The 18,432-nt window shown below is 61.3% G+C and carries 17 protein-coding genes; 8 read left to right on the top strand and 9 right to left on the bottom strand.

Features of this window, described 5'->3' with window-relative positions; all coding sequences use genetic code 11:
- Positions 1–7 precede the first annotated feature (7 nt).
- The gene (locus tag AC4IHP_RS00350; RefSeq protein WP_460122604.1) at positions 8–1,798 is read left to right on the top strand and encodes an ATP-binding protein; all 1,791 of its coding nucleotides are present in this window, start codon (positions 8–10) and stop codon (positions 1,796–1,798) included.
- On the opposite strand, the gene AC4IHP_RS00345 is transcribed toward AC4IHP_RS00350, so the two are convergent.
- The 7 genes from AC4IHP_RS00345 to AC4IHP_RS00315 all read right to left on the bottom strand — a co-directional run bounded on the left by AC4IHP_RS00345 (position 1,795) and on the right by AC4IHP_RS00315 (position 9,061).
- Positions 1,795–3,408 (bottom strand): EAL domain-containing protein, encoded by a 1,614-nt coding sequence (locus AC4IHP_RS00345; protein ID WP_490830606.1) that lies wholly within the window; start codon positions 3,406–3,408, stop codon positions 1,795–1,797. The genes AC4IHP_RS00350 and AC4IHP_RS00345 overlap by 4 nt on opposite strands.
- A gap of 75 nt (positions 3,409–3,483) precedes the next feature.
- On the bottom strand, positions 3,484–4,266 hold the full coding sequence (locus AC4IHP_RS00340; RefSeq protein WP_490830605.1) for an N-acetylmuramoyl-L-alanine amidase: 783 nt from the start codon (positions 4,264–4,266) through the stop codon (positions 3,484–3,486).
- Positions 4,267–4,367: 101 nt separating this feature from the next.
- Positions 4,368–6,383 carry a GGDEF domain-containing protein gene (locus tag AC4IHP_RS00335; protein WP_490830604.1) on the bottom strand — a complete coding sequence of 672 codons (2,016 nt, stop codon included), beginning with the start codon at positions 6,381–6,383 and terminating at the stop codon, positions 4,368–4,370.
- On the bottom strand, positions 6,380–7,258 hold the full coding sequence (locus AC4IHP_RS00330) for an endonuclease/exonuclease/phosphatase family protein (protein ID WP_024014985.1): 879 nt from the start codon (positions 7,256–7,258) through the stop codon (positions 6,380–6,382). The genes AC4IHP_RS00335 and AC4IHP_RS00330 overlap by 4 nt, the downstream gene beginning before the upstream one ends.
- Positions 7,259–7,272: 14 nt before the next feature.
- On the bottom strand, positions 7,273–7,914 hold the full coding sequence (locus AC4IHP_RS00325; protein ID WP_460122613.1) for a thiol:disulfide interchange protein DsbA/DsbL: 642 nt from the start codon (positions 7,912–7,914) through the stop codon (positions 7,273–7,275).
- A gap of 199 nt (positions 7,915–8,113) precedes the next feature.
- A complete protein-coding gene (locus AC4IHP_RS00320; protein WP_460122615.1) occupies positions 8,114–8,725 on the bottom strand; it encodes a c-type cytochrome in 612 nt (203 codons plus the stop codon).
- Between the two features lie 30 nt (positions 8,726–8,755).
- A complete protein-coding gene (locus tag AC4IHP_RS00315) occupies positions 8,756–9,061 on the bottom strand; it encodes a c-type cytochrome (protein WP_016772347.1) in 306 nt (101 codons plus the stop codon).
- A gap of 191 nt (positions 9,062–9,252) precedes the next feature.
- On the opposite strand from AC4IHP_RS00315, the gene yihA reads away from it, so the two are divergent.
- On the top strand, positions 9,253–9,897 hold the full coding sequence (yihA, locus tag AC4IHP_RS00310) for a ribosome biogenesis GTP-binding protein YihA/YsxC (RefSeq protein ID WP_150637305.1): 645 nt from the start codon (positions 9,253–9,255) through the stop codon (positions 9,895–9,897).
- 423 nt (positions 9,898–10,320) lie between these two features.
- On the opposite strand, the gene polA is transcribed toward yihA, so the two are convergent.
- Complete coding sequence (gene polA / locus AC4IHP_RS00305) at positions 10,321–13,125, bottom strand: DNA polymerase I (protein WP_490830603.1); 2,805 nt, start codon at positions 13,123–13,125, stop codon at positions 10,321–10,323.
- A 74-nt stretch (positions 13,126–13,199) separates the two neighbouring features.
- Between polA and AC4IHP_RS00300 the strand changes: the two genes are divergently transcribed.
- Together AC4IHP_RS00300 and AC4IHP_RS00295 are read left to right on the top strand one after the other, a co-directional pair.
- Entirely contained in the window at positions 13,200–13,490 is a 291-nt protein-coding gene (locus AC4IHP_RS00300; protein WP_024014988.1) for a DUF2782 domain-containing protein, read from the top strand.
- 60 nt (positions 13,491–13,550) lie between these two features.
- Positions 13,551–14,504, top strand: coding sequence for a homoserine kinase (locus AC4IHP_RS00295; RefSeq protein WP_490830602.1), 954 nt, complete (start codon positions 13,551–13,553; stop codon positions 14,502–14,504).
- Positions 14,505–14,632: 128 nt separating this feature from the next.
- On the opposite strand, the gene AC4IHP_RS00290 is transcribed toward AC4IHP_RS00295, so the two are convergent.
- The gene (locus AC4IHP_RS00290) at positions 14,633–15,553 is read right to left on the bottom strand and encodes a zinc ABC transporter substrate-binding protein (protein WP_490830601.1); all 921 of its coding nucleotides are present in this window, start codon (positions 15,551–15,553) and stop codon (positions 14,633–14,635) included.
- Positions 15,554–15,619: 66 nt separating this feature from the next.
- Here AC4IHP_RS00290 and AC4IHP_RS00285 point away from each other — a divergent pair, with 66 nt between their 5' ends.
- Genes AC4IHP_RS00285 through AC4IHP_RS00270 form a run of 4 tightly spaced genes read left to right on the top strand, consistent with a single transcriptional unit; the run spans position 15,620 to position 18,419 of the window.
- Entirely contained in the window at positions 15,620–16,102 is a 483-nt protein-coding gene (locus tag AC4IHP_RS00285; RefSeq protein WP_434767268.1) for a Fur family transcriptional regulator, read from the top strand.
- On the top strand, positions 16,102–16,887 hold the full coding sequence (znuC, locus tag AC4IHP_RS00280; protein WP_101159662.1) for a zinc ABC transporter ATP-binding protein ZnuC: 786 nt from the start codon (positions 16,102–16,104) through the stop codon (positions 16,885–16,887). The genes AC4IHP_RS00285 and znuC overlap by 1 nt, the downstream gene beginning before the upstream one ends.
- Complete coding sequence (gene znuB, locus AC4IHP_RS00275) at positions 16,880–17,668, top strand: zinc ABC transporter permease subunit ZnuB (RefSeq protein ID WP_400502107.1); 789 nt, start codon at positions 16,880–16,882, stop codon at positions 17,666–17,668. Before znuC ends, znuB begins: the two co-directional genes overlap by 8 nt.
- Positions 17,669–17,705: 37 nt before the next feature.
- The gene (locus AC4IHP_RS00270; protein WP_490830600.1) at positions 17,706–18,419 is read left to right on the top strand and encodes a PA5502 family lipoprotein; all 714 of its coding nucleotides are present in this window, start codon (positions 17,706–17,708) and stop codon (positions 18,417–18,419) included.
- Positions 18,420–18,432 lie beyond the last annotated feature (13 nt).

Raw genomic sequence — 18,432 nt, 5'->3', positions numbered from 1 at the left:
CTGCGCGATGAAACTGGCGATCAAGCTGCGCACGCGCCTGTTCCTGAGCATTTCTGCGTTGATCACCGTGGCCTTGCTCGGGCTCTTGCTCGGGCTGGTCAGCGTGATGCAGATGGCCGGGTCGCAGGAAGCGCTGGTGCGCAGCAACTTCGTCACCCTGGATCTGGGGCTCAAGCTGCGCCAGACCCTCGGTGATCAATTGATCATCATGCTCGCCGAAAAGCCTGATCCCGTTGCGTTCGAAGCGTCCAAGCAACACTACTTCGAGTTGCTCGACCAAGGCATCGCCCAGCAGCCGGAGGGCGATGACCAGCCTTACGGTTTCCGCCAGGCCAAGGCCGACTACCTGAACTTCCTCGCTTCATTCGACGTGACCGCCGAAGCGGCGAAGAACGCCAGCACCAGCGCGGATTTCCGCGAGCGCTTCAATATCCTCCGTAACGGTTTGATCGCTGAGCACAAACACGCGCTGGACAGTATCAATGAGGTGCAACACGCCGCTCGCGAGCGTGCCTTGCTGATTGCCGGGCTGCTTGGCCTGGTCGGGCTGGCGGTGCTGATCATCGGCTTCGTCACCGCCCAGGGCATTGCCCGACGCTTCGGCGCGCCGATCGAAGCGCTGGCCAAGGCCGCCGACAACATCGGCCAGGGCAATTATGACGTGACCCTGCCGATTTCCACGGCGATGGAAGTCAATCTGCTGTCGCGCCGCTTCGGCTTGATGGCCGAGGCGTTGCGTGAACACCAGGCGATGAATGTCGACGAACTGTTGGCCGGTCAGCAGCGTTTGCAAGCGGTGCTCGACAGTATCGACGACGGCTTGCTGATGATCGACCGCCAAGGCCAGCTCGAGCACCTCAATCCGGTAGCTCAGCGCCAATTGGGCTGGGAAGACGATCGACTCGGCCAAGGCCTGGGCACCGCACTCGGCCGCCCGGAGCTGGATGCACAACTGCAACTGGTGCTGCGCGGCGGCACGCTGGAGCGGGCTCCGGAAGATCTGAGCATCGAAGTCGATGGCGAATCGCGCCTGCTGACTTATAGCCTGACGCCGGTCAGCCATACCCAGGGGCATATTCTCGGTGCGGTCATGGTCCTGCACGACGTTACCGAGCAACGGGCGTTTGAGCGGGTTCGTAGCGAGTTTGTCTTGCGCGCTTCCCATGAACTGCGCACGCCGGTGACGGGCATGCACATGGCCTTTGGGCTGTTTCGCGAGCGGGCGAAATTCCCGGCGGAGTCGCGTGAAGCTGACCTGCTGGATACCGTCAACGAAGAAATGCAGCGTCTGATGCAGTTGATCAACGACTTGCTGAATTTCTCGCGCTACCAGAACGGTCTGCAGAAACTTACCCTGGCGCCATGTTCCATCGAGGACTTGCTGGAGCAGGCGCAACTGCGCTTTGCCGACGTGGCTGCGGCCAAAGGTGTTGCGCTGAACGTCGAGATTCAAGGCCCGCTGCCTAGGTTGCAGGCTGATCAGGCACAACTCGATCGAGTCCTCGACAATCTGATCGACAACGCTTTGCGCCACACCGCCCGCGACGGGCAGATCCGTCTGCAGGCGCGCCGCCATGGCGAGCGGGTCATCATCAGTGTCGAAGACAACGGCGAAGGCATTGCCTACGGTCAGCAAGGGCGAATCTTCGAGCCCTTTGTGCAGGTCGGGCGCAAGAAGGGCGGCGCCGGCCTTGGCCTGGCACTGTGCAAGGAAATCGTCCAGTTGCACGGCGGGCGCATGGGCGTCTATTCGCGGCCGGGGCAGGGTACTCAGTTCTACATGGCGCTGGCCGTTTAAGCCTCATCATCCATACGCCGTCCGGCGAGGCGTCTGCCGCGGGTGATCAGTTCAATGAACTGCACGGCGCTCAGTGCGTGGGCAAACAACCAGCCCTGACCGAACTTGACCCCCTCACTGCTGAGCAATGTCGCTTGCGATTCCAGCTCGATGCCTTCGGCAATCACTTTCAGATCCAGCGCCTGCGCCATGTGAATGATGTGCGGAGCGACGCCGCTGCTCGCCGCGTCATGGCCCAGCGCATCGATAAACGCCTTGTCGATTTTCAGGCAATCCACCGGTAGGGTCTGCAGGTAGGCGAGACTGCAATAGCCGGTGCCGAAATCATCGATCAGCACCTGATGGCCAACGTCGCGCAAGGCTTGCAGGTTCTCCCGCGCCACCACCACATCGATCAGGCCGCGTTCGGTGACTTCGAAGGCTATCTGCCGCGCGGCGACACGGTGCAACGCCAGCAGGCGCGCCATGACCTGGCCGATGCGCGGCACCATGACATCGCAGGCTGCGAGGTTCACCGAGATGTACAGTTGCGGGTTGGCGCGCAGTAACTGACCCAGCTGTTCGAGCAGACGCTGCAAGACGAAGTCGGTCATCTGCCGGATCTGTCCGGTGTTCTCCGCCATCGGAATGAACAGGTCGGGACTGGTCAGTGTGCCGTCGGGACGCCGCCAGCGCAGCAGGGCTTCGGCGCCGACGCAGTTGCGGCTGTCGAGATCGAAAATCGGCTGATACAGCACCTGCAACTCACCCCGACGAATCGCCCCGTGCAGCTCGGCATCCAGTGACTGGCGCTGACGCACCAGCAGCAAGGTCAGAAAGCCGACAACAGCCCCGGCGATCAGGCACACCGGCAACAGCCACCACCACACCGCCGGGACGTGCATGCCCGTGCGCGGCGTGATCAGTACCAACTGATATTCCGGGTTATTGGTGGGCATGCGGTAGATCAATCGCGTTTGCGTGACTTGCAGCGCATCAAGGCTCTTCGGTGGCCAGGGTTCGGTCGGTGGCCAGGTCTGTGCGGTACCGAGCACCGGGATCGCCCGGCTGCCGTGATCGAGCACTACCAGCAGGCTGCTGCCGGGCGACAGATCGACCATGTCGGTCAAATGTCCGCGCGAGGTGGCGACCCGAAAGTTGCCGCGACCGAGCATCAGTGCCGCGCGGTTTTCATCGGGTTCGGTGGTGGTGTTCAGCCAATAGCTGTAGGTCGGGCCCTGAATGTCCGGCGCACGCACCAGGGACAGACCTTCCTGGCGCGGACGGTTGGAGCAGAACCGCGACGCGTCCATGTAGGCGGCTTCATAGACGAAGCGGTAGTTGAAGGTGACTTGCTGCAACGTCGCAATCATTTCCTCGTCGCAGCCGCGCAAGGGCTGGGCTTCCAGGTCGTCGAGGCTTTCGCGCAACTGGCCGAACAATTGTTCGAGGCGCGCGAGGAAACGCTCGCCTTGGGCGTTCATTTCCTGGCTCTCGCGCATTTCCATCTGGCGCATCGCCGCGAACATACCGCCGGCGATCAGCAGACTGGCGCTGAGGACAGCCGCGATCATCGCCAAAAAAACAGGGCGATAAAACCAGCTACGCAGCGTCTCTCGGGTCGCAGCCATCAGGGATTTTCCGAAGAATTACCATGAGTTATAGCTGCTGATTGCGATTTCGCCCTGACCGTCGGGCGGGCGTCATTATTTTGTCTGATTGAGGACCAGCAGAAGTGCTGCGGTTTGTGCATCCGGCGTGCCGTCAAACCGGGCAGGGCGGTAATGCATCTGGAACGCGGCGAGGACATGGCGCGTGGCGACGTCCAGCTCGCCGGTCTGCGGCGTGTCGTAACCCAGGCGCGCGAGTTGCGCCTGGAACCAGCCGACCTCCGGCAACGGGTTGGTGTTGAAAACCGCCTGCTGACGCGCCACCGCTTGCTCGTTCGGCCACAGGCCGAGGCCTTCATCAGCGAGACGTTTCCACGGGAACAATGGCCCCGGATCGAGCTTGCGCAGCGGTGCGATGTCGCTGTGACCGATGATGTGTCGCGGGCTGATGCCGTTGCGTTGGCTGATGTCCTTGAGCAGGGTGATCAGCGACTGGATCTGCGCTTCGCTGTACGGATACCAAAGGCGCCCGGTTGGGGTGTCCTTGTAGCCGGGATTGACGATTTCGATACCGATGGAACTGGAATTCAGCCAGGTGCGGCCCTGCCACTGACTTTCGCCGGCATGCCAGGCGCGCTGGTTTTCGTCCATCAACTTGTAGATGGTGGCGCTTTTATCATCGCCGATCAGGTAGTGGCTGCTGACGTCGCCGTGGGTCAGCAGTTGCAGCGAACGCTCCAGCGATGCCGAGGTGTAGTGCACCACGACGAATTGGATGCGGCTGTCGTAATTGGCCGAAGGGTGGCTGGTTTCGTAACGCGGGCCGCTGGCGCAACCGGCGAGAACGAGCAACGAAGCAACAAGGGCAAGGAATTTCATGGCAGAGGACGATACGCTGAAGATGATAATGCAACAGTGTAACGTACGGATTTGCTCAGAGTCCGCCAGCGGGCGGATTTAAACAAATTGGAACAATTGCCTCAGCCCAGCTCGACTCGATTGCGTCCGGCGTTTTTTGCCCGGTACAACGCCTGATCGGCTCTTTTCAGCACCAGATCGCTGTGTTCTCCTGTCCTGAATGATGCGAGTCCCATGGAAATCGTGATGGTCACGCGCTCGCCCTTGAAGTGAAAAGGGCAGGCTTCGATCGCCGCGCGCAGGGTTTCCAGCAGCTTCGCGCCAACCGCAGGCGGCGTTGCCGGTAGCAACAGCACAAACTCTTCGCCGCCGAAGCGGGCGATGAAATCCGTGCCGCGCAGACGCTTGCGCAAGACCGTCGCGATGATTTTCAACACTTTATCGCCGGCCAAATGGCCGTAGCTGTCGTTGATCCGCTTGAAATGATCGAGGTCGAGCATGGCCAGGCTGAGGGTGTTGCCGTGCTGCTGCCATTGCTGGATTTCATGCTCGAGGCGTTCGCTCCACGCCGCGCGGTTGGGCAGACCGGTCAGCGGATCGATCAGGGCTTTCTGCCGCTGTTCTTCAAGGTGTTCACGGAAACCCAAGGCTTCCTGTTCCATATGCGCCACGCGCTCCGACAGGCTCTTCAACCTGCCGGCGACTTCCTGCTCGCGGGCGTCGCGCTGCTTCTGGTGCTGGTCCATCGTTCCGAGCAAGCCTTCCAGGTGATTCTCCAGCACATGCTTGAGGTCATCGAGGTCGGCTGCTTGCTGTACGCTGCTCTGCAAGCCGTCGACCTGTTCACGGATTTGAGTGTCCATGGCCCGCGCCGCCGAGCTGTTGTCGGCATGCCCTTCGCTGGCCGCTTGCAGGTTGCTCTGAAACGCTTCGAGGCGTTCGTTGAGCTGTTGCAGATAAGCTTCGAATTCGTGCTGACCGCTGTCGGTAATCGCCAGCATCAAGGTCGCGAGATCGTCGAGGATCGGCAGCAGCTCGTACCAGTTCAGCCCGTGTTTGAGTCGTTCGCGCATGGCTTCGGCTTGCGGCCGGTGACGCTCGGGCAGGGTCAGGTCGTCGAGCAGGCCGATCAGCGTGTCTTCGATATGTCGGGCCACGGAACTGTAGGACGGCTCCGGAGAATCCGGCAGAGCGAAGAGGATGTCGTGTTCCGACTGCTCCGGGTCGACAGCGGCCAAGGCTTGAGCGATCGGCTCCGGGAGCGGCAGGCTATCGAGAATCAGCGGCGACGGATCGCCGGGGTGGCTCAGTTCATCGGGGTTGAATGCCTCGGTTGCATGCGCAGCGACGGTTATCTCGGCGTCAGCGGCTGGTTCAACCTGCGCTGGCTCGGCTTCAACGACGACCACAGGCGCAGCGAACGCCACGACTTCCGGCTCATCAGGCGGCGTCTGGACAGGTATCTCGATGATGGTCTCGGGTGCTGCGATCGCTGGCTCAGCGTTGGCCACCGGTGCTGATTGCACAGGCTCCGGTTCAGGTGGCCGGGCTTCGACCGGCTGCGGCACTGGTGTTGCTGGTATGTCTGCAGCCGGTGCAGCGGCTTCCTCGCCGTCACGGCTGCCAAACAGACGCTGCAACAGCCCCGGCCGGCCCGGCTCGGCCGGCGTCTCCAACTGACTCAAGGCCTTGCCCTGCAAGCCACTGAGTTCACTCAGCAGCAGCGGCATTTCCCGTGCCTGACCGACGCGGCTGTCCAGTTGCTTGGCGAATTTCTTCAGTGGTTGCGCCACTTCGCGCGGCAATGGCAGGGCCTGCAACTGGGTGACCAGCGCCGTCAGCGCGGTGCTGACCTGATCGATGCGCGTTTCACGGCGCTGCTCGGAATCGAGCACGGCTTTTTCCAGGCGCGGCAGCAGGGCGGCGAGGCCGGCGTCCATGTCATCGGTACGTACGACTTCGCGCATTTCTTTCATGCATTGATCGACGACCTTGTCGGTGCCCTCGGCCGCCAGCGTGCTGCGCACCAGACCGCGTCGCAGCAGATCGAGTCGCGCGGCCCAACGGCGCTCAAGCTTGTCCTGCTGTTCGATGCTCTTGAGGTACTTCTCTTTCCAGCGCTGGGCGTCGTCGCTCATTCACAGGTTCCGCGAGGGGCAGGGCTCAACGCGGGCAATGCGTCGGCCGTGAGCGAACCCGGCAGACGAATTTCCACCGCGACCGGCAGGTGATCGGAAATGGGCTGGGCCAGCACCTCGACCTTTTCCAGGGTCAGGGTCGGGCTGAGCAGAATATGATCAAGGCAACGCTGTGGGCGCCAGCTGGGGAAGGTCGCTTCCACCTGCGGGGCCAGCAGGCCGAGATCGCGTAACGGCGAGTGTTCGAGCAGGTCGCTGGCATGGGTATTCATGTCGCCCATCAGCACCTGATGCTTGTAGCCGCTGATCAAATCGCGAATGTAGGCCAGTTGCAGGCTGCGCGTCCGCGCGCCGAGGGCCAGGTGCATCATCACTACTACCAGCGCTTCCGGACCTTCGCCGAAGCGCAGCAGGATCGCGCCGCGACCTTTCGGGCCGGGCAGGGGGTGGTCCTCGATCGCCCACGGCTTCAGGCGGCTGAGCACGCCATTGCTGTGCTGGGCCAGTCGACCGAGGTTGCGATTGAGTTGTTGATACCAGTAGGGAAAGGCGCCGAGGTGGGCCAGATGTTCGACCTGATTGACGTAGCCCGAACGCAGGCTGCCGCCATCGGCTTCCTGCAGGGCGACCAGATCGAAGTCGCCGAGCAGGTCGCCGATCTTCTGCAGATTGCCGGAACGTCCGGTGTGGGGCAGCAGATGCTGCCAGCTGCGGGTCAGGTAATGCCGATAGCGCTCGGTGCTGATGCCGACCTGAATGTTGAAGCTGAGCAAGCGCAGACGCTGGTCTGCAGGCAGGCCCGTAGACGCCAGGTGATGCTCGTTGACCTGCGGATCATGCAGGCCAACGATGCGTTCGGACTTCCAGCGGCGCATGGCGAATGCCGGGCTTAGTTGGCAGCAGCCTTGTTAGCCGCTCGCTCTTTGGCGACCAGATCGTCAGCCAGCTTCAATGCTTGCTCGGCACCACCGGCAGAGCCGATGTCGAAGCGGTATTTACCATTGACGATCATGGTTGGCACGCCAGTGATTTCGTACTTCTTGGCCAGCTCTCGGGCCTTGATGATCTGGCCTTTGATGGCGAACGAGTCGAAGGTGGCGAGGAACTTGTCCTTGTCCACGCCTTGAGTGGCGAGGAAGTCAGCCATGTCGTTCTTGTCGGTGAGCTTCTTGTGTTCTTTCTGGATTGCGTTGAACACGGCGTTGTGCACCTGGTGCTCGACACCCATGGCTTCGAGGGTCAGGAACATCTGGCCGTGAGCGTCCCATGGGCCGCCGAACATGGCGGGAATGCGCACGAAGTTGACGTCGGACGGCAGTTTTTCAACCCATGGATTGATCACTGGCTCAAAAGCGTAGCAATGCGGGCAGCCGTACCAGAACAGCTCGACCACTTCGATCTTGCCAGGCTTTGCCACCGGCACCGGGTTGGCCAGTTCAACGTAAGGGGCGGCAGGGGCTTCAGCGGCCTGGGCGGTGACGCCGAACAGGCTGGCAGCGACGAGGGCGGCGCTGATGATCAGATTACGCATGCTTTACTCCTGAACAATTTGGGTCGCCTCGCTCGACCTGTTGCGACACAGATCCTGGCGGGCATGAGTGCTGTAGTGTAACGGCAGCGGCCACAAAAAAGGGCGGCCAAAGCCACCCTTTTTATACTTGCTGCGAAGGATTAATCGAGCGTTAACGTGGCAGGCGTCAAGCGCCTCGTTCAACCCTCGAAGCAGGGTCTCAATGCAGGCCCTGGATGTAGCTGGAAACAGCGGCGATGTCTTCGTCGCTCAGCTTGCGCGCGATGGTGCGCATGGTCATCGCGTCGCCGTCGTTGGCGCGACCGCCTTCTTCCTTGCGGAAATCGGTCAGTTGCTTGGCGATGTATTGCGCATGCTGTCCACCCAGGTGCGGGAAGCCTGCTGCAGCATTGCCGGCGCCGTTCGGCGAGTGGCAGCCGGTGCAGGCTGGCAGGCCTTTTTCCAGGTTGCCGCCCCGGAACAGCGCTTCACCGCGAGCGACGATCTTCGGATCGGCGGCGCCGACGCTGCCTTTCTGGCTGGCGAAGTACGCGGCGATGTCGGCCAGATCCTGATCATTCAGGTTGGTCAGCAGCCCGGTCATTTCCAGCACCACGCGCTTGCCCGATTTGATGTCGTGCAATTGCTTGTCGAGGTAGCGTTCACCTTGACCGGCCAGTTTCGGAAAGTTTGGCGCCATGCTGTTGCCGTCCGGGCCATGGCAGGCTCCGCAAACGGCAGCTTTGGCCTGGCCTGCTGCGGCATCGCCGGCAGCATGGGCGAGACCTGAAATTCCCACGGTCAACAGCAGACTCACGATCAATTTGTTCATCAGCTAATCCAACTACGGCTAAGGGTTAAGTTATGGACCGGGCTTACTCTCGCTCATCCACAGGATGATGGCCTGGTAATCCTCGGCACTGCAGTCCATGCACAAACCACGCGGCGGCATCGCCTTGAAACCCTGGGTCACGTGTTGCACCAGCGTCCCCATACCTTTCGCCAACCTCGGCGTCCAAGCTTCCTGATCGCCTCTTGCGGGCGCCATGGGTAGTTGGCCGGAATGACAGGCACCACAAACACGGTTGTACACAGCTTCCGGATCCTGTGTAGCCTGTGCGCTGTAAAGCGGCATCAAGACTCCGGCAGCCAGCAGCCATTTCGTCATAAAACGACCTTTTCAGGGTTGAGAGCGTTCTGCGTTCTAATGCGCAATCAAAGTCTGTCGCTCTCGTGAACTTCATCCTTCGCTGGGACAAAGCACACACAAAATCTGCGGCATTATATACTGGCGTCACTGAAACGGAAGCGACACCGCGTTCCGCGCCCAATCCCGGCGCCGCCCACATCGGAAATCCCATGCAACTCAAGAATCCCATCCTCGGCCTGTGCCAACAGTCCACGTTCATGCTCAGTGCCGCCAAAGTCGATCAATGCCCAGACGACGAAGGCTTCGAAGTGGCGTTTGCCGGTCGTTCCAACGCCGGCAAATCCAGCGCGCTGAACACCCTGACCCACGCCAGCCTGGCGCGCACCTCGAAAACTCCGGGTCGCACACAGCTGTTGAACTTCTTCAAGCTAGACGAAGATCGCCGTCTGGTCGACCTGCCGGGCTACGGTTATGCAAAAGTACCGATCCCGCTCAAGCAACACTGGCAGCGCCACCTCGAGGCTTACCTCGGTGGTCGGGAGAGTTTGAAAGGTCTGATTCTGATGATGGACATCCGCCATCCGATGACCGACTTCGACCTGCTGATGCTCGACTGGGCCGTCGCCGCCGGCATGCCGATGCACATCCTGCTGACCAAAGCCGACAAGCTCACCTACGGGGCAGCCAAGAACACCCTGCTGAAAGTACAGTCGGAAATCCGCAAAGGCTGGGGCGACTCGATCACCATCCAGTTGTTCTCCGCACCAAAACGCATGGGCCTGGAAGAGGCCTACACCGTATTGGCCGACTGGATGGAACTGGCAGACAAAAACACCGAGGCCGCCGCAGAGTAAATTCGGAATGGGGAAAAATTGGTAGTAGTGTGGCCAGGCAAGGCAAAAGCAGCGCTAAAACGGCCGGGGTCGCGCTCGACTTTAGGGGACCTAAATGAGCATTTTTTAGCGATGCTTTTAACGCAGCTAGGCCGCGCTACAGCCGATTTTTTGGCAAAAAAAGCCCCGGATTTCATTGGGGAGGGAGAAATTCCGGGGTTCAAGTTCCGAACCGCTAGGGCGGGGTTCAGATATCTGCCAACACTTAACACAACATAGGAGCATCGAAGGGCTTCACCAGCCATTCAGTACCTCTGAGTGTTCGATCAACAGATTAGTTCAGATTTTTTTCAAAAAGCTTTGGAATAGCCTCAGGCATTTATCGTTCTAAGCCCGTTTCCCGGGCTTGCCGCGACAGCAAGTCGCGGCAACGCAGCGCAATACTCAGTGCGCCTCATCCCAATTGTTGCCGACCCCGACTTCGACCAATAGCGGCACATCGAGCTTCGCCGCTTCGCTCATGTGCAGGCGAATCTCGGCACTGACCTGCTCGACCAGATCCTCGCGAACCTCCAGCACCAGTTCATCGTGCACCTGCAGGATGACCCGCGCATCCAGCCCCGACGTCGCCAGCCAGTTGTCCACTGCGACCATGGCTTTCTTGATGATATCCGCTGCCGTGCCCTGCATCGGCGCGTTGATTGCCGTGCGTTCGGCGGCGGCGCGCTCCTGTGGCTTGTTCGAGTTGATCTCCGGCAGGTACAGGCGACGACCGAAGAAAGTTTCGACATAACCCTGATCGGCTGCCTGCGCGCGGGTACGCTCCATGTATTCGCGAACGCCAGGATAACGAGCGAAGTAAGTATCGATGTAGGCTTTGGCGGTCTTGGTGTCGACGCCGATGTCCTTGCCGAGCTTCTGCGCGCCCATGCCGTAGATCAGACCGAAGTTGATCGCCTTGGCGCTGCGGCGCTGGTCCGAGCTCACTTGATCAAGCTCGACTTTGAATACTTCGGCAGCGGTTGCGGTGTGCACGTCGAGGTTGTTGCGGAAGGCGTTCATCAGGCCTTCGTCGCGGGACAGGTGCGCCATGATCCGCAATTCGATTTGCGAGTAGTCCGCCGCCAGCAGTTTGTAGCCTTTTGGCGCGACGAACGCCTGACGAATGCGCCGGCCTTCGGCGGTGCGCACCGGGATGTTCTGCAGGTTCGGATCACTCGAAGACAAGCGACCGGTCGAAGCGACGGCCTGATGATACGAAGTGTGGATGCGCCCGGTGCGCGGGTTGATCTGCTCCGGCAGGCGATCGGTGTAAGTGCTTTTCAGCTTGCTCATGGAACGGTGCTCCATCAGCACCTTCGGCAAGCGGTGATCGTCTTCGGCAAGTTTCGCCAGCACTTCTTCAGCGGTGGACGGCTGGCCCTTGGCGGTTTTCTTCAGCACCGGCAGGCCGAGCTTTTCATAAAGAATCACGCCCAACTGCTTCGGCGAGCCGAGATTGAATTCCTCCCCGGCGATTTCGAAGGCCTCACGCTCCAGCGCGACCATTTTGTTGCCCAGTTCGATGCTCTGGATGCCGAGCAGTTCGGCATCGACGAACGCGCCTTGGCGCTCGATGCGCGCCAATACCGGTACCAGCGGGATTTCGATGTCAGTCAGCACGCTGGCCAGGCTCGGAATCGCGCTGAGCTTGTCGAACAGAGTCTGGTGCAGGCGCAGGGTGATGTCGGCGTCTTCGGCGGCGTAGGGCCCGGCCTGTTCCAGGGCGATCTGGTCGAAGGTCAGTTGCTTGGCGCCTTTGCCGGCGATGTCCTGGAAGCTCACCGTGGTGTGGTCGAGGTACTTCTGCGCGAGGCTGTCCATGTCGTGGCGGGTCGCGGTGGAGTTGAGCACGTAGGACTCAAGCATGGTGTCGAAGGCGATGCCGCACACGCTGATGCCTTCACTCTGATCGCCGCCGATGGCGCAGTTGGCCAGAATGTTCATGTCGAACTTGGCGTGCTGGCCGACCTTGAGTTTGTTCGGGTCTTCCAGAATCGGCTTGAGTGCGCGCAGCACGGTGTCGCGATCCAGCTGCTCCGGCACGCCGATGTAGGAATGGGTCAGCGGAATGTACGCGGCTTCGTTGGCCTGCACGGCGAACGACAGACCGACCAGTTGCGCCTGCTGCGCGTCGATGCCGGTGGTTTCGGTGTCGAAGGCGATCAGTTTGGCGTTGCGCAGTTTTTCCAGCCAGACGTCGAAGCGAGCCTGATCGAGGATGGTTTCGTACGCGGCCTCCGCAGGGACAGCATGTGCCTCGGCTTGCGGGGCGCTGAACAGATCGCCCGCCGGCGCCGGCTCGGCCGCCGCGCTCAGTTCCAGGCGCTTGGCATCGCGATCCAGATCATTGAGCCAGCTCTTGAATTCCAGCAGGGTGTACAGCTCATAGAGTTTGGCCGGATCTTCCGCGCCCATCTGCAGATCATCGAGGCCGATATCCAGTGGCACGTCGATCTTGATGGTCGCCAGTTGATAGGACAGGAAAGCCATTTCCTTGTGCTCTTCAAGCTTGGCCACCAGGGTTTTCGCCCCGCGAATCGGCAGGGTCGGCACGATGTCGAGGTTGGCGTACAGCTCGGTCAGACCGCCGTTGACGCCGACCAGCAGGCCGGACGCGGTCTTCGGGCCGATACCCGGCACGCCCGGGATGTTGTCGGAGGAATCGCCCATCAGCGCCAGATAATCGATGATCTGCTCCGGTGCGACGCCAAATTTCTCCTTAACGCCCTCCACATCCATCGAACTACCTGACATGGTGTTGACCAAGGTAATGTGGCCATCGACCAATTGCGCCATGTCCTTATCACCGGTGGAGATGATCACCGGGCGATCTGCCGCCGCGCTGCTGCGGGCGAGGGTGCCGATCACGTCGTCGGCCTCGACGCCGTCCACGCACAGCAGCGGGAAGCCGAGGGCGATCACGCTCTGGTGCAGCGGCTCGATCTGCACGCGCATGTCATCGGGCATGCTCGGGCGATTGGCCTTGTATTCGGCGTACATCTCATCGCGAAATGTCCCGCCCTTGGCGTCGAAGACCACGGCGAAGGGGCTGTCCGGGTACTGCTTGCGCAGACTCTTGAGCATGTTCAGCACGCCTTTGACCGCACCGGTCGGCAGGCCTTTGGACGTGGTCAGTGGTGGCAGTGCATGAAAGGCGCGGTACAGGTAAGACGAACCGTCCACCAGGACGAGGGGGGCTTGGCTCATGAGCAGGATCAACCTTTTCGGCGGGTCCGGGGCTAGAATAGCGGGACCGTTGACGACAAAGGGACAAGGTTATCATGCGTACGTTAAATCGCTTGCTGCTGGTCGGGTTGATCGCTGTCTCACCACTGGCCGCGATGGCGGCGGATGATGCGCCGGGCGGCGACCCCGAGGTCACCATCCGCACGGAGGGCGACAAGACCATTCAGGAGTACAGCCGGAATGGCTTCGTCTATGCGATCAAGGTCACGCCCAAGAAGGGCAAACCGTATTTCCTGGTGCGCGCCGATGGTTCGGACGCCAATTACATCAGATCCGACCAGCCGGATATGCTGATTCCGTCGTGGGAAATTTTTACCTGGAAGTAAGTTTCCTGATTTTTCCAACAGGCGCCGCGCGATAGCGGCGCCAGAACTGAGCAGTTCTCAATGTCTGTGTTCACTCCCCTGGCTCGGCCCGAGCTGGAAACCTTTCTCGCCCCTTACGGGCTCGGCCGCCTGCTTGATTTCCAGGGGATCGCCGCCGGCAGCGAAAACACCAATTTCTTCATCAGCCTGGAGCAGGGCGAGTTTGTCCTGACCCTGGTCGAACGCGGCCCGGTGCAGGAGATGCCGTTTTTCATCGACCTGCTCGACGTGCTGCACGAAGCTGATCTGCCGGTGCCCTACGCCCTGCGCACCACGGACGGCGTGGCCTTGCGCGAACTCAAAGGCAAACCGGCATTGCTGCAACCGCGCCTGTCGGGCAAGCACATCAAGGTCGCCAACGCCCAGCATTGCGCGCAAGTGGGCGAACTGCAGGCGCATCTGCACCTGGCGACCCAGGGCGAGCGCATGATCAAGCGCAAGACCGATCGCGGTCTGGACTGGATGCTGGAGGAGGGCACTGAATTTCTCTCGCACCTGAGCGATGAGCCGCGTGCCTTGCTGCAAAACGCGTTGGATGAGATCACCGAGCGCAAAGAGAAGATTCTTGCGCTGCCTCGGGCAAACATTCACGCCGACCTGTTTCGCGACAACGCGATGTTTGAAGGCACGCACCTGACCGGGCTGATCGATTTTTACAACGCCTGCTCGGGGCCGATGCTCTACGACGTGGCGATTGCCTTGAATGACTGGTGTTCGGACGAGGAGGGCGTGATCGATGGCCCGCGTGCTCGCGCATTCCTTGGCGCTTATGCAGCGTTGCGCCCGTTCACGGCGGCGGAGGCTGAGTTGTGGCCGACGATGTTGCGCGTGGCCTGTGTGCGGTTCTGGCTGTCGCGGTTGATCGCGGCGGAGCAGTTTGCCGGGCAGGACGTGTTGATTCACGATCCCAAGGAGTTTGAGCAGCGCCTGGCGCAGCGGCAGAAGGTCAATACACCGTTGCCCTTCGCCCTCTGAGTAGATTCGCCAAGCAAACATGAACCTGTGGGAGCGAGCCTGCTCGCGAAGGCGGCGGCCCGTTCAGCATTTTTGCTGACTGACCCACCGCTTTCGCGAGCAGGCTCGCTCCCACAGGGTTTGTGTTGTTACAGCGATTCCAGGCATCCCGCCAAATCATTGCCCAACTTTTCCAACACCTGCTCATAGCCCTGAGCCGTCGCCGGGGTGTACCCGCCCAACGCATCCAGCTCAGCCAGTTTCACCGGCAGGCCAGCCACCAATGTTTCGGCCAAACGCGGACGCAATGGCGGCTCGCTGAACACACAGGTCTTGCCCACTTCCTGCAAACGCTTGCGCATCGCCGCGACATGCTGGGCGCCGGGCTGTACTTCGGCGGCCACCGCGAACACCCCGGCGTGCTTGAGGCCGTAAGCGTCTTCGAAATAATCAAAGGCCTCGTGGAAGACGAAGTACGGCTTGCCTTCGACATTGGCCAGACGCCTCTTCAAGCGCTGATCCAGCGCATCCAAACGTTCATCGAAGGCTTTGGCATTGCTCTGATAACGCTGGGCATTGGTCGGGTCGGCGGCGCTGAGGTCGGCGGCCATTTTGTCGGCGATCACCCGCGCATTGACCGGTGACAACCACAAATGTGCATCCAGCGAGCCGGGGCGATGATCGTGATCATGCTCGTCGGCCTCTTCGGCGTGGGAGTGATTGTCAGCGCCGAAATGCCTCAGCTTCAGCCCCGGCAGATCCTGCACGGCAACACTTGGCTGACTGCGACCGCTGAGCACGCGCGGCAGGAAACCTTCCATGTCCGGGCCGATCCAGTAGAGCAGATCGACCGACTGCACCTTCCGTACGTCGGATGGGCGCAGGGCGTAATTGTGCGGCGAGGCACCCGGCGGCAGCAGCACCTCGGGAATCGCCACGCCGTCCTGCACCGCAGCGGCGATCAACTGCAACGGTTTGATGCTGGTGAGCACTTTGACTTCGGCCTGAGCCGTACCGATCAGCAGAAAACTGGCAACGAAAGCCACAAAAACAGAAAAAAGTCGGGACACGATGACCACTCAAGGAAGCGAGAACGGGTAACATAATAACGTCTCCAGCAAATCTCGTCGCCGCTCATGCCTATTACCCCGATTGCCAGCCGTCCCCACGACCACTCCCATTGCGTGCACAGCGCTTTGTCCGAGGCCGATACCTTGTGCGCGCAGAAAGGTTTGCGTCTGACTGCCCTGCGCCGCCGCGTGCTGGAACTGGTCTGGCAGAGTCACAAGCCACTGGGTGCCTACGACATCCTTGCGGTGCTCAGCGAGCAGGACGGCCGCCGCGCCGCGCCTCCAACGGTATACCGTGCGCTGGATTTTCTTTTGGAAAACGGCCTGGTGCATCGCATCTCCTCGCTCAACGCCTTCGTCGGCTGCGTGCACCCCGAGCACGCGCATCAGGGCCAGTTTCTGATTTGCCGCGATTGCCACGCCGCCATCGAACTTGAACAAAAAGTGATCAGCGACGCGATCATCAACAGCGCCAAGGACGTCGGTTTCATCGTCGAAGCGCAGACGGTCGAAGTGGTCGGCCTGTGCGCCGGTTGCCAGGGGGCCTGATGAGCAACGCGCTGATCCGTCTGGAACAGGTCGCCGTCACGTTTGCCGGACAGACCGTGCTGGACAATATCGAGCTGAGCGTCGAGCCGGGGCAGATCGTCACCCTGATCGGCCCCAACGGCGCCGGCAAGACCACGCTGGTACGCGCCGTGCTTGGGTTGCTGAAGCCGAACAGCGGCAGCGTCTGGCGCAAGCCGAAGCTGCGCGTCGGCTACATGCCGCAGAAACTGCATGTCGATCCGACGCTGCCGCTGTCAGTGCTGCGCTTCTTGCGCCTGGTGCCCGGCGTCGATCGACCGCGTGCGCTGGCCGCGTTGAAGGAAGTCGGTGCCGAACATGTGATCGACAGCCCGGTGCAGAGCGTTTCCGGCGGCGAAATGCAGCGTGTGCTGCTGGCTCGGGCACTGCTGCGTGAGCCAGAGTTGCTGGTGCTCGACGAGCCGGTGCAGGGTGTCGACGTGGCCGGGCAGGCCGAGCTGTACAGCCTGATCACCCGTCTGCGCGACCGCCACGGTTGCGGCGTGCTGATGGTGTCCCACGATTTGCATCTGGTGATGAGCACCACCGATCAGGTGGTCTGTCTCAACCGTCACGTCTGCTGCTCCGGGCATCCCGAGCAGGTCAGCGGCGACCCGGCATTCGTCGAGCTGTTCGGCAAGAACGCGCCGAGCCTGGCGATCTATCACCACCATCACGACCACGCCCACGACCTGCACGGTTCGGTGGTCAAAGGCCCGCTCGGCGGGCAACCTCATGTTCATGGAGACGGCTGCAAGCATGGCTGATTTTCTCTTGTATGCCCTGCTTGCAGGTCTGGCCCTGGCGTTGGTGGCCGGACCGCTCGGCTCGTTTGTGGTGTGGCGGCGCATGGCCTATTTCGGCGACACCCTGTCCCACGCCGCGCTGCTCGGCGTGGCGCTCGGCTTTTTGCTGGATGTCAGCCCGACGGTGGCGGTGACGGTCGGTTGTCTGCTGCTGGCGGTGCTTTTGGTGACGCTGCAACAGCGCCAGCCACTGGCGTCCGACACGCTATTGGGAATTCTTGCACCGAGCACGCTCTCTCTCGGCCTGGTGGTACTAAGCTTCATGCATGAAGTGCGGATCGACCTGATGGCCTATCTGTTCGGCGACTTGCTGGCAATCAGTCCGAGCGACCTGGCGTGGATTCTCGGCGGCACCGCCGCGGTGCTGGTGTTGCTGGTGACGCTGTGGCGGCCACTGCTGGCGGTCACCGTGCATGAAGAACTGGCTCGGGTCGAAGGCCTGCCGGTGGCCGGTCTGCGGCTGGCGCTGATGCTGTTGATCGCGGTGGTGATCGCCGTGGCGATGAAAATCGTCGGCGTATTGCTGATCACGTCACTGCTGATCATCCCGGCGGCTGCGGCACAGCGTCACGCCCGTTCGCCGGAGCAGATGGCGTTGGGCGCGAGCCTGTTGGGCATGCTCGCAGTGTGCGGCGGGCTGGCGTTGTCGTGGTTCAAGGACACCCCGGCGGGGCCCTCGATCGTGGTGGCGGCAGCCGCGCTGTTTCTGTTGAGTTTTGTTCTGCCCCGTCGTGGGGTGTAGACTTGGCCGCTTTTTGCGCAATTAGAGAGTCGCAGGAATGAAGCCGTTCGCCTCCCGTTATCTGCTCCTTGTCGCATTTTCCGTGCTGCTGGGCGCCTGCCAAAGCACGCCGCCGGTGGCCGAAGTCCCGGATGCGCGGGCTACGGCCATCGCACAGCTGGAGCAAAGCCTGGCCAGCAGCGAACTGGCCACCGCCGAAGACCAGTTGGCCGCGTTACAGGCCGACACCCCAAACGATCAATCCCTTGAGCAATATCAGCGGCAACTGGCCGAGGCGTATCTGCGCCGCAGCCAGATCGTCCTGCAGAAAGGCGATGTCAACGCCGCCGCCACCGCGCTGAGCCGCGCCCGTGCTCTGATGCCCAAGGCGCCCGCGCTGACCGGCGGCGTCAACGGCGCGATCACCGAAGCGCGCAAGGCCGAGCTGGAAAAGGCTGAAGCGGCGCTGTTGGCTGCTGAAGCCCGGCCGAAAGCCAAGGTCATCGACCCGACGGCTGAAAGCACCACGGTTGCGTTGAACATCGGCGATATTCACAAGCTGCAACGACAACTCGATGCGATCGCCGCCGATGTGGTGAATTATGAGTGCGCTGTCAGCATCCAGGCCCCACGTACCGCGGATTATCCGTGGCTGGCGACCTTGCTGACCAAGCGGGTGAAGAAGCTCGATCCTGATTTTGATTTGCAGCTTGAGAAGCAGATCCTGCGCACGGTGCCGGCGCAGATGGTTTTAAGCCCGCGTAAACCCTAAAAAGATCGCAGCC

Source organism: Pseudomonas sp. UF-293, assembly GCF_058245595.1.
This window is presented reverse-complemented; position numbering and strand designations above follow the sequence as displayed.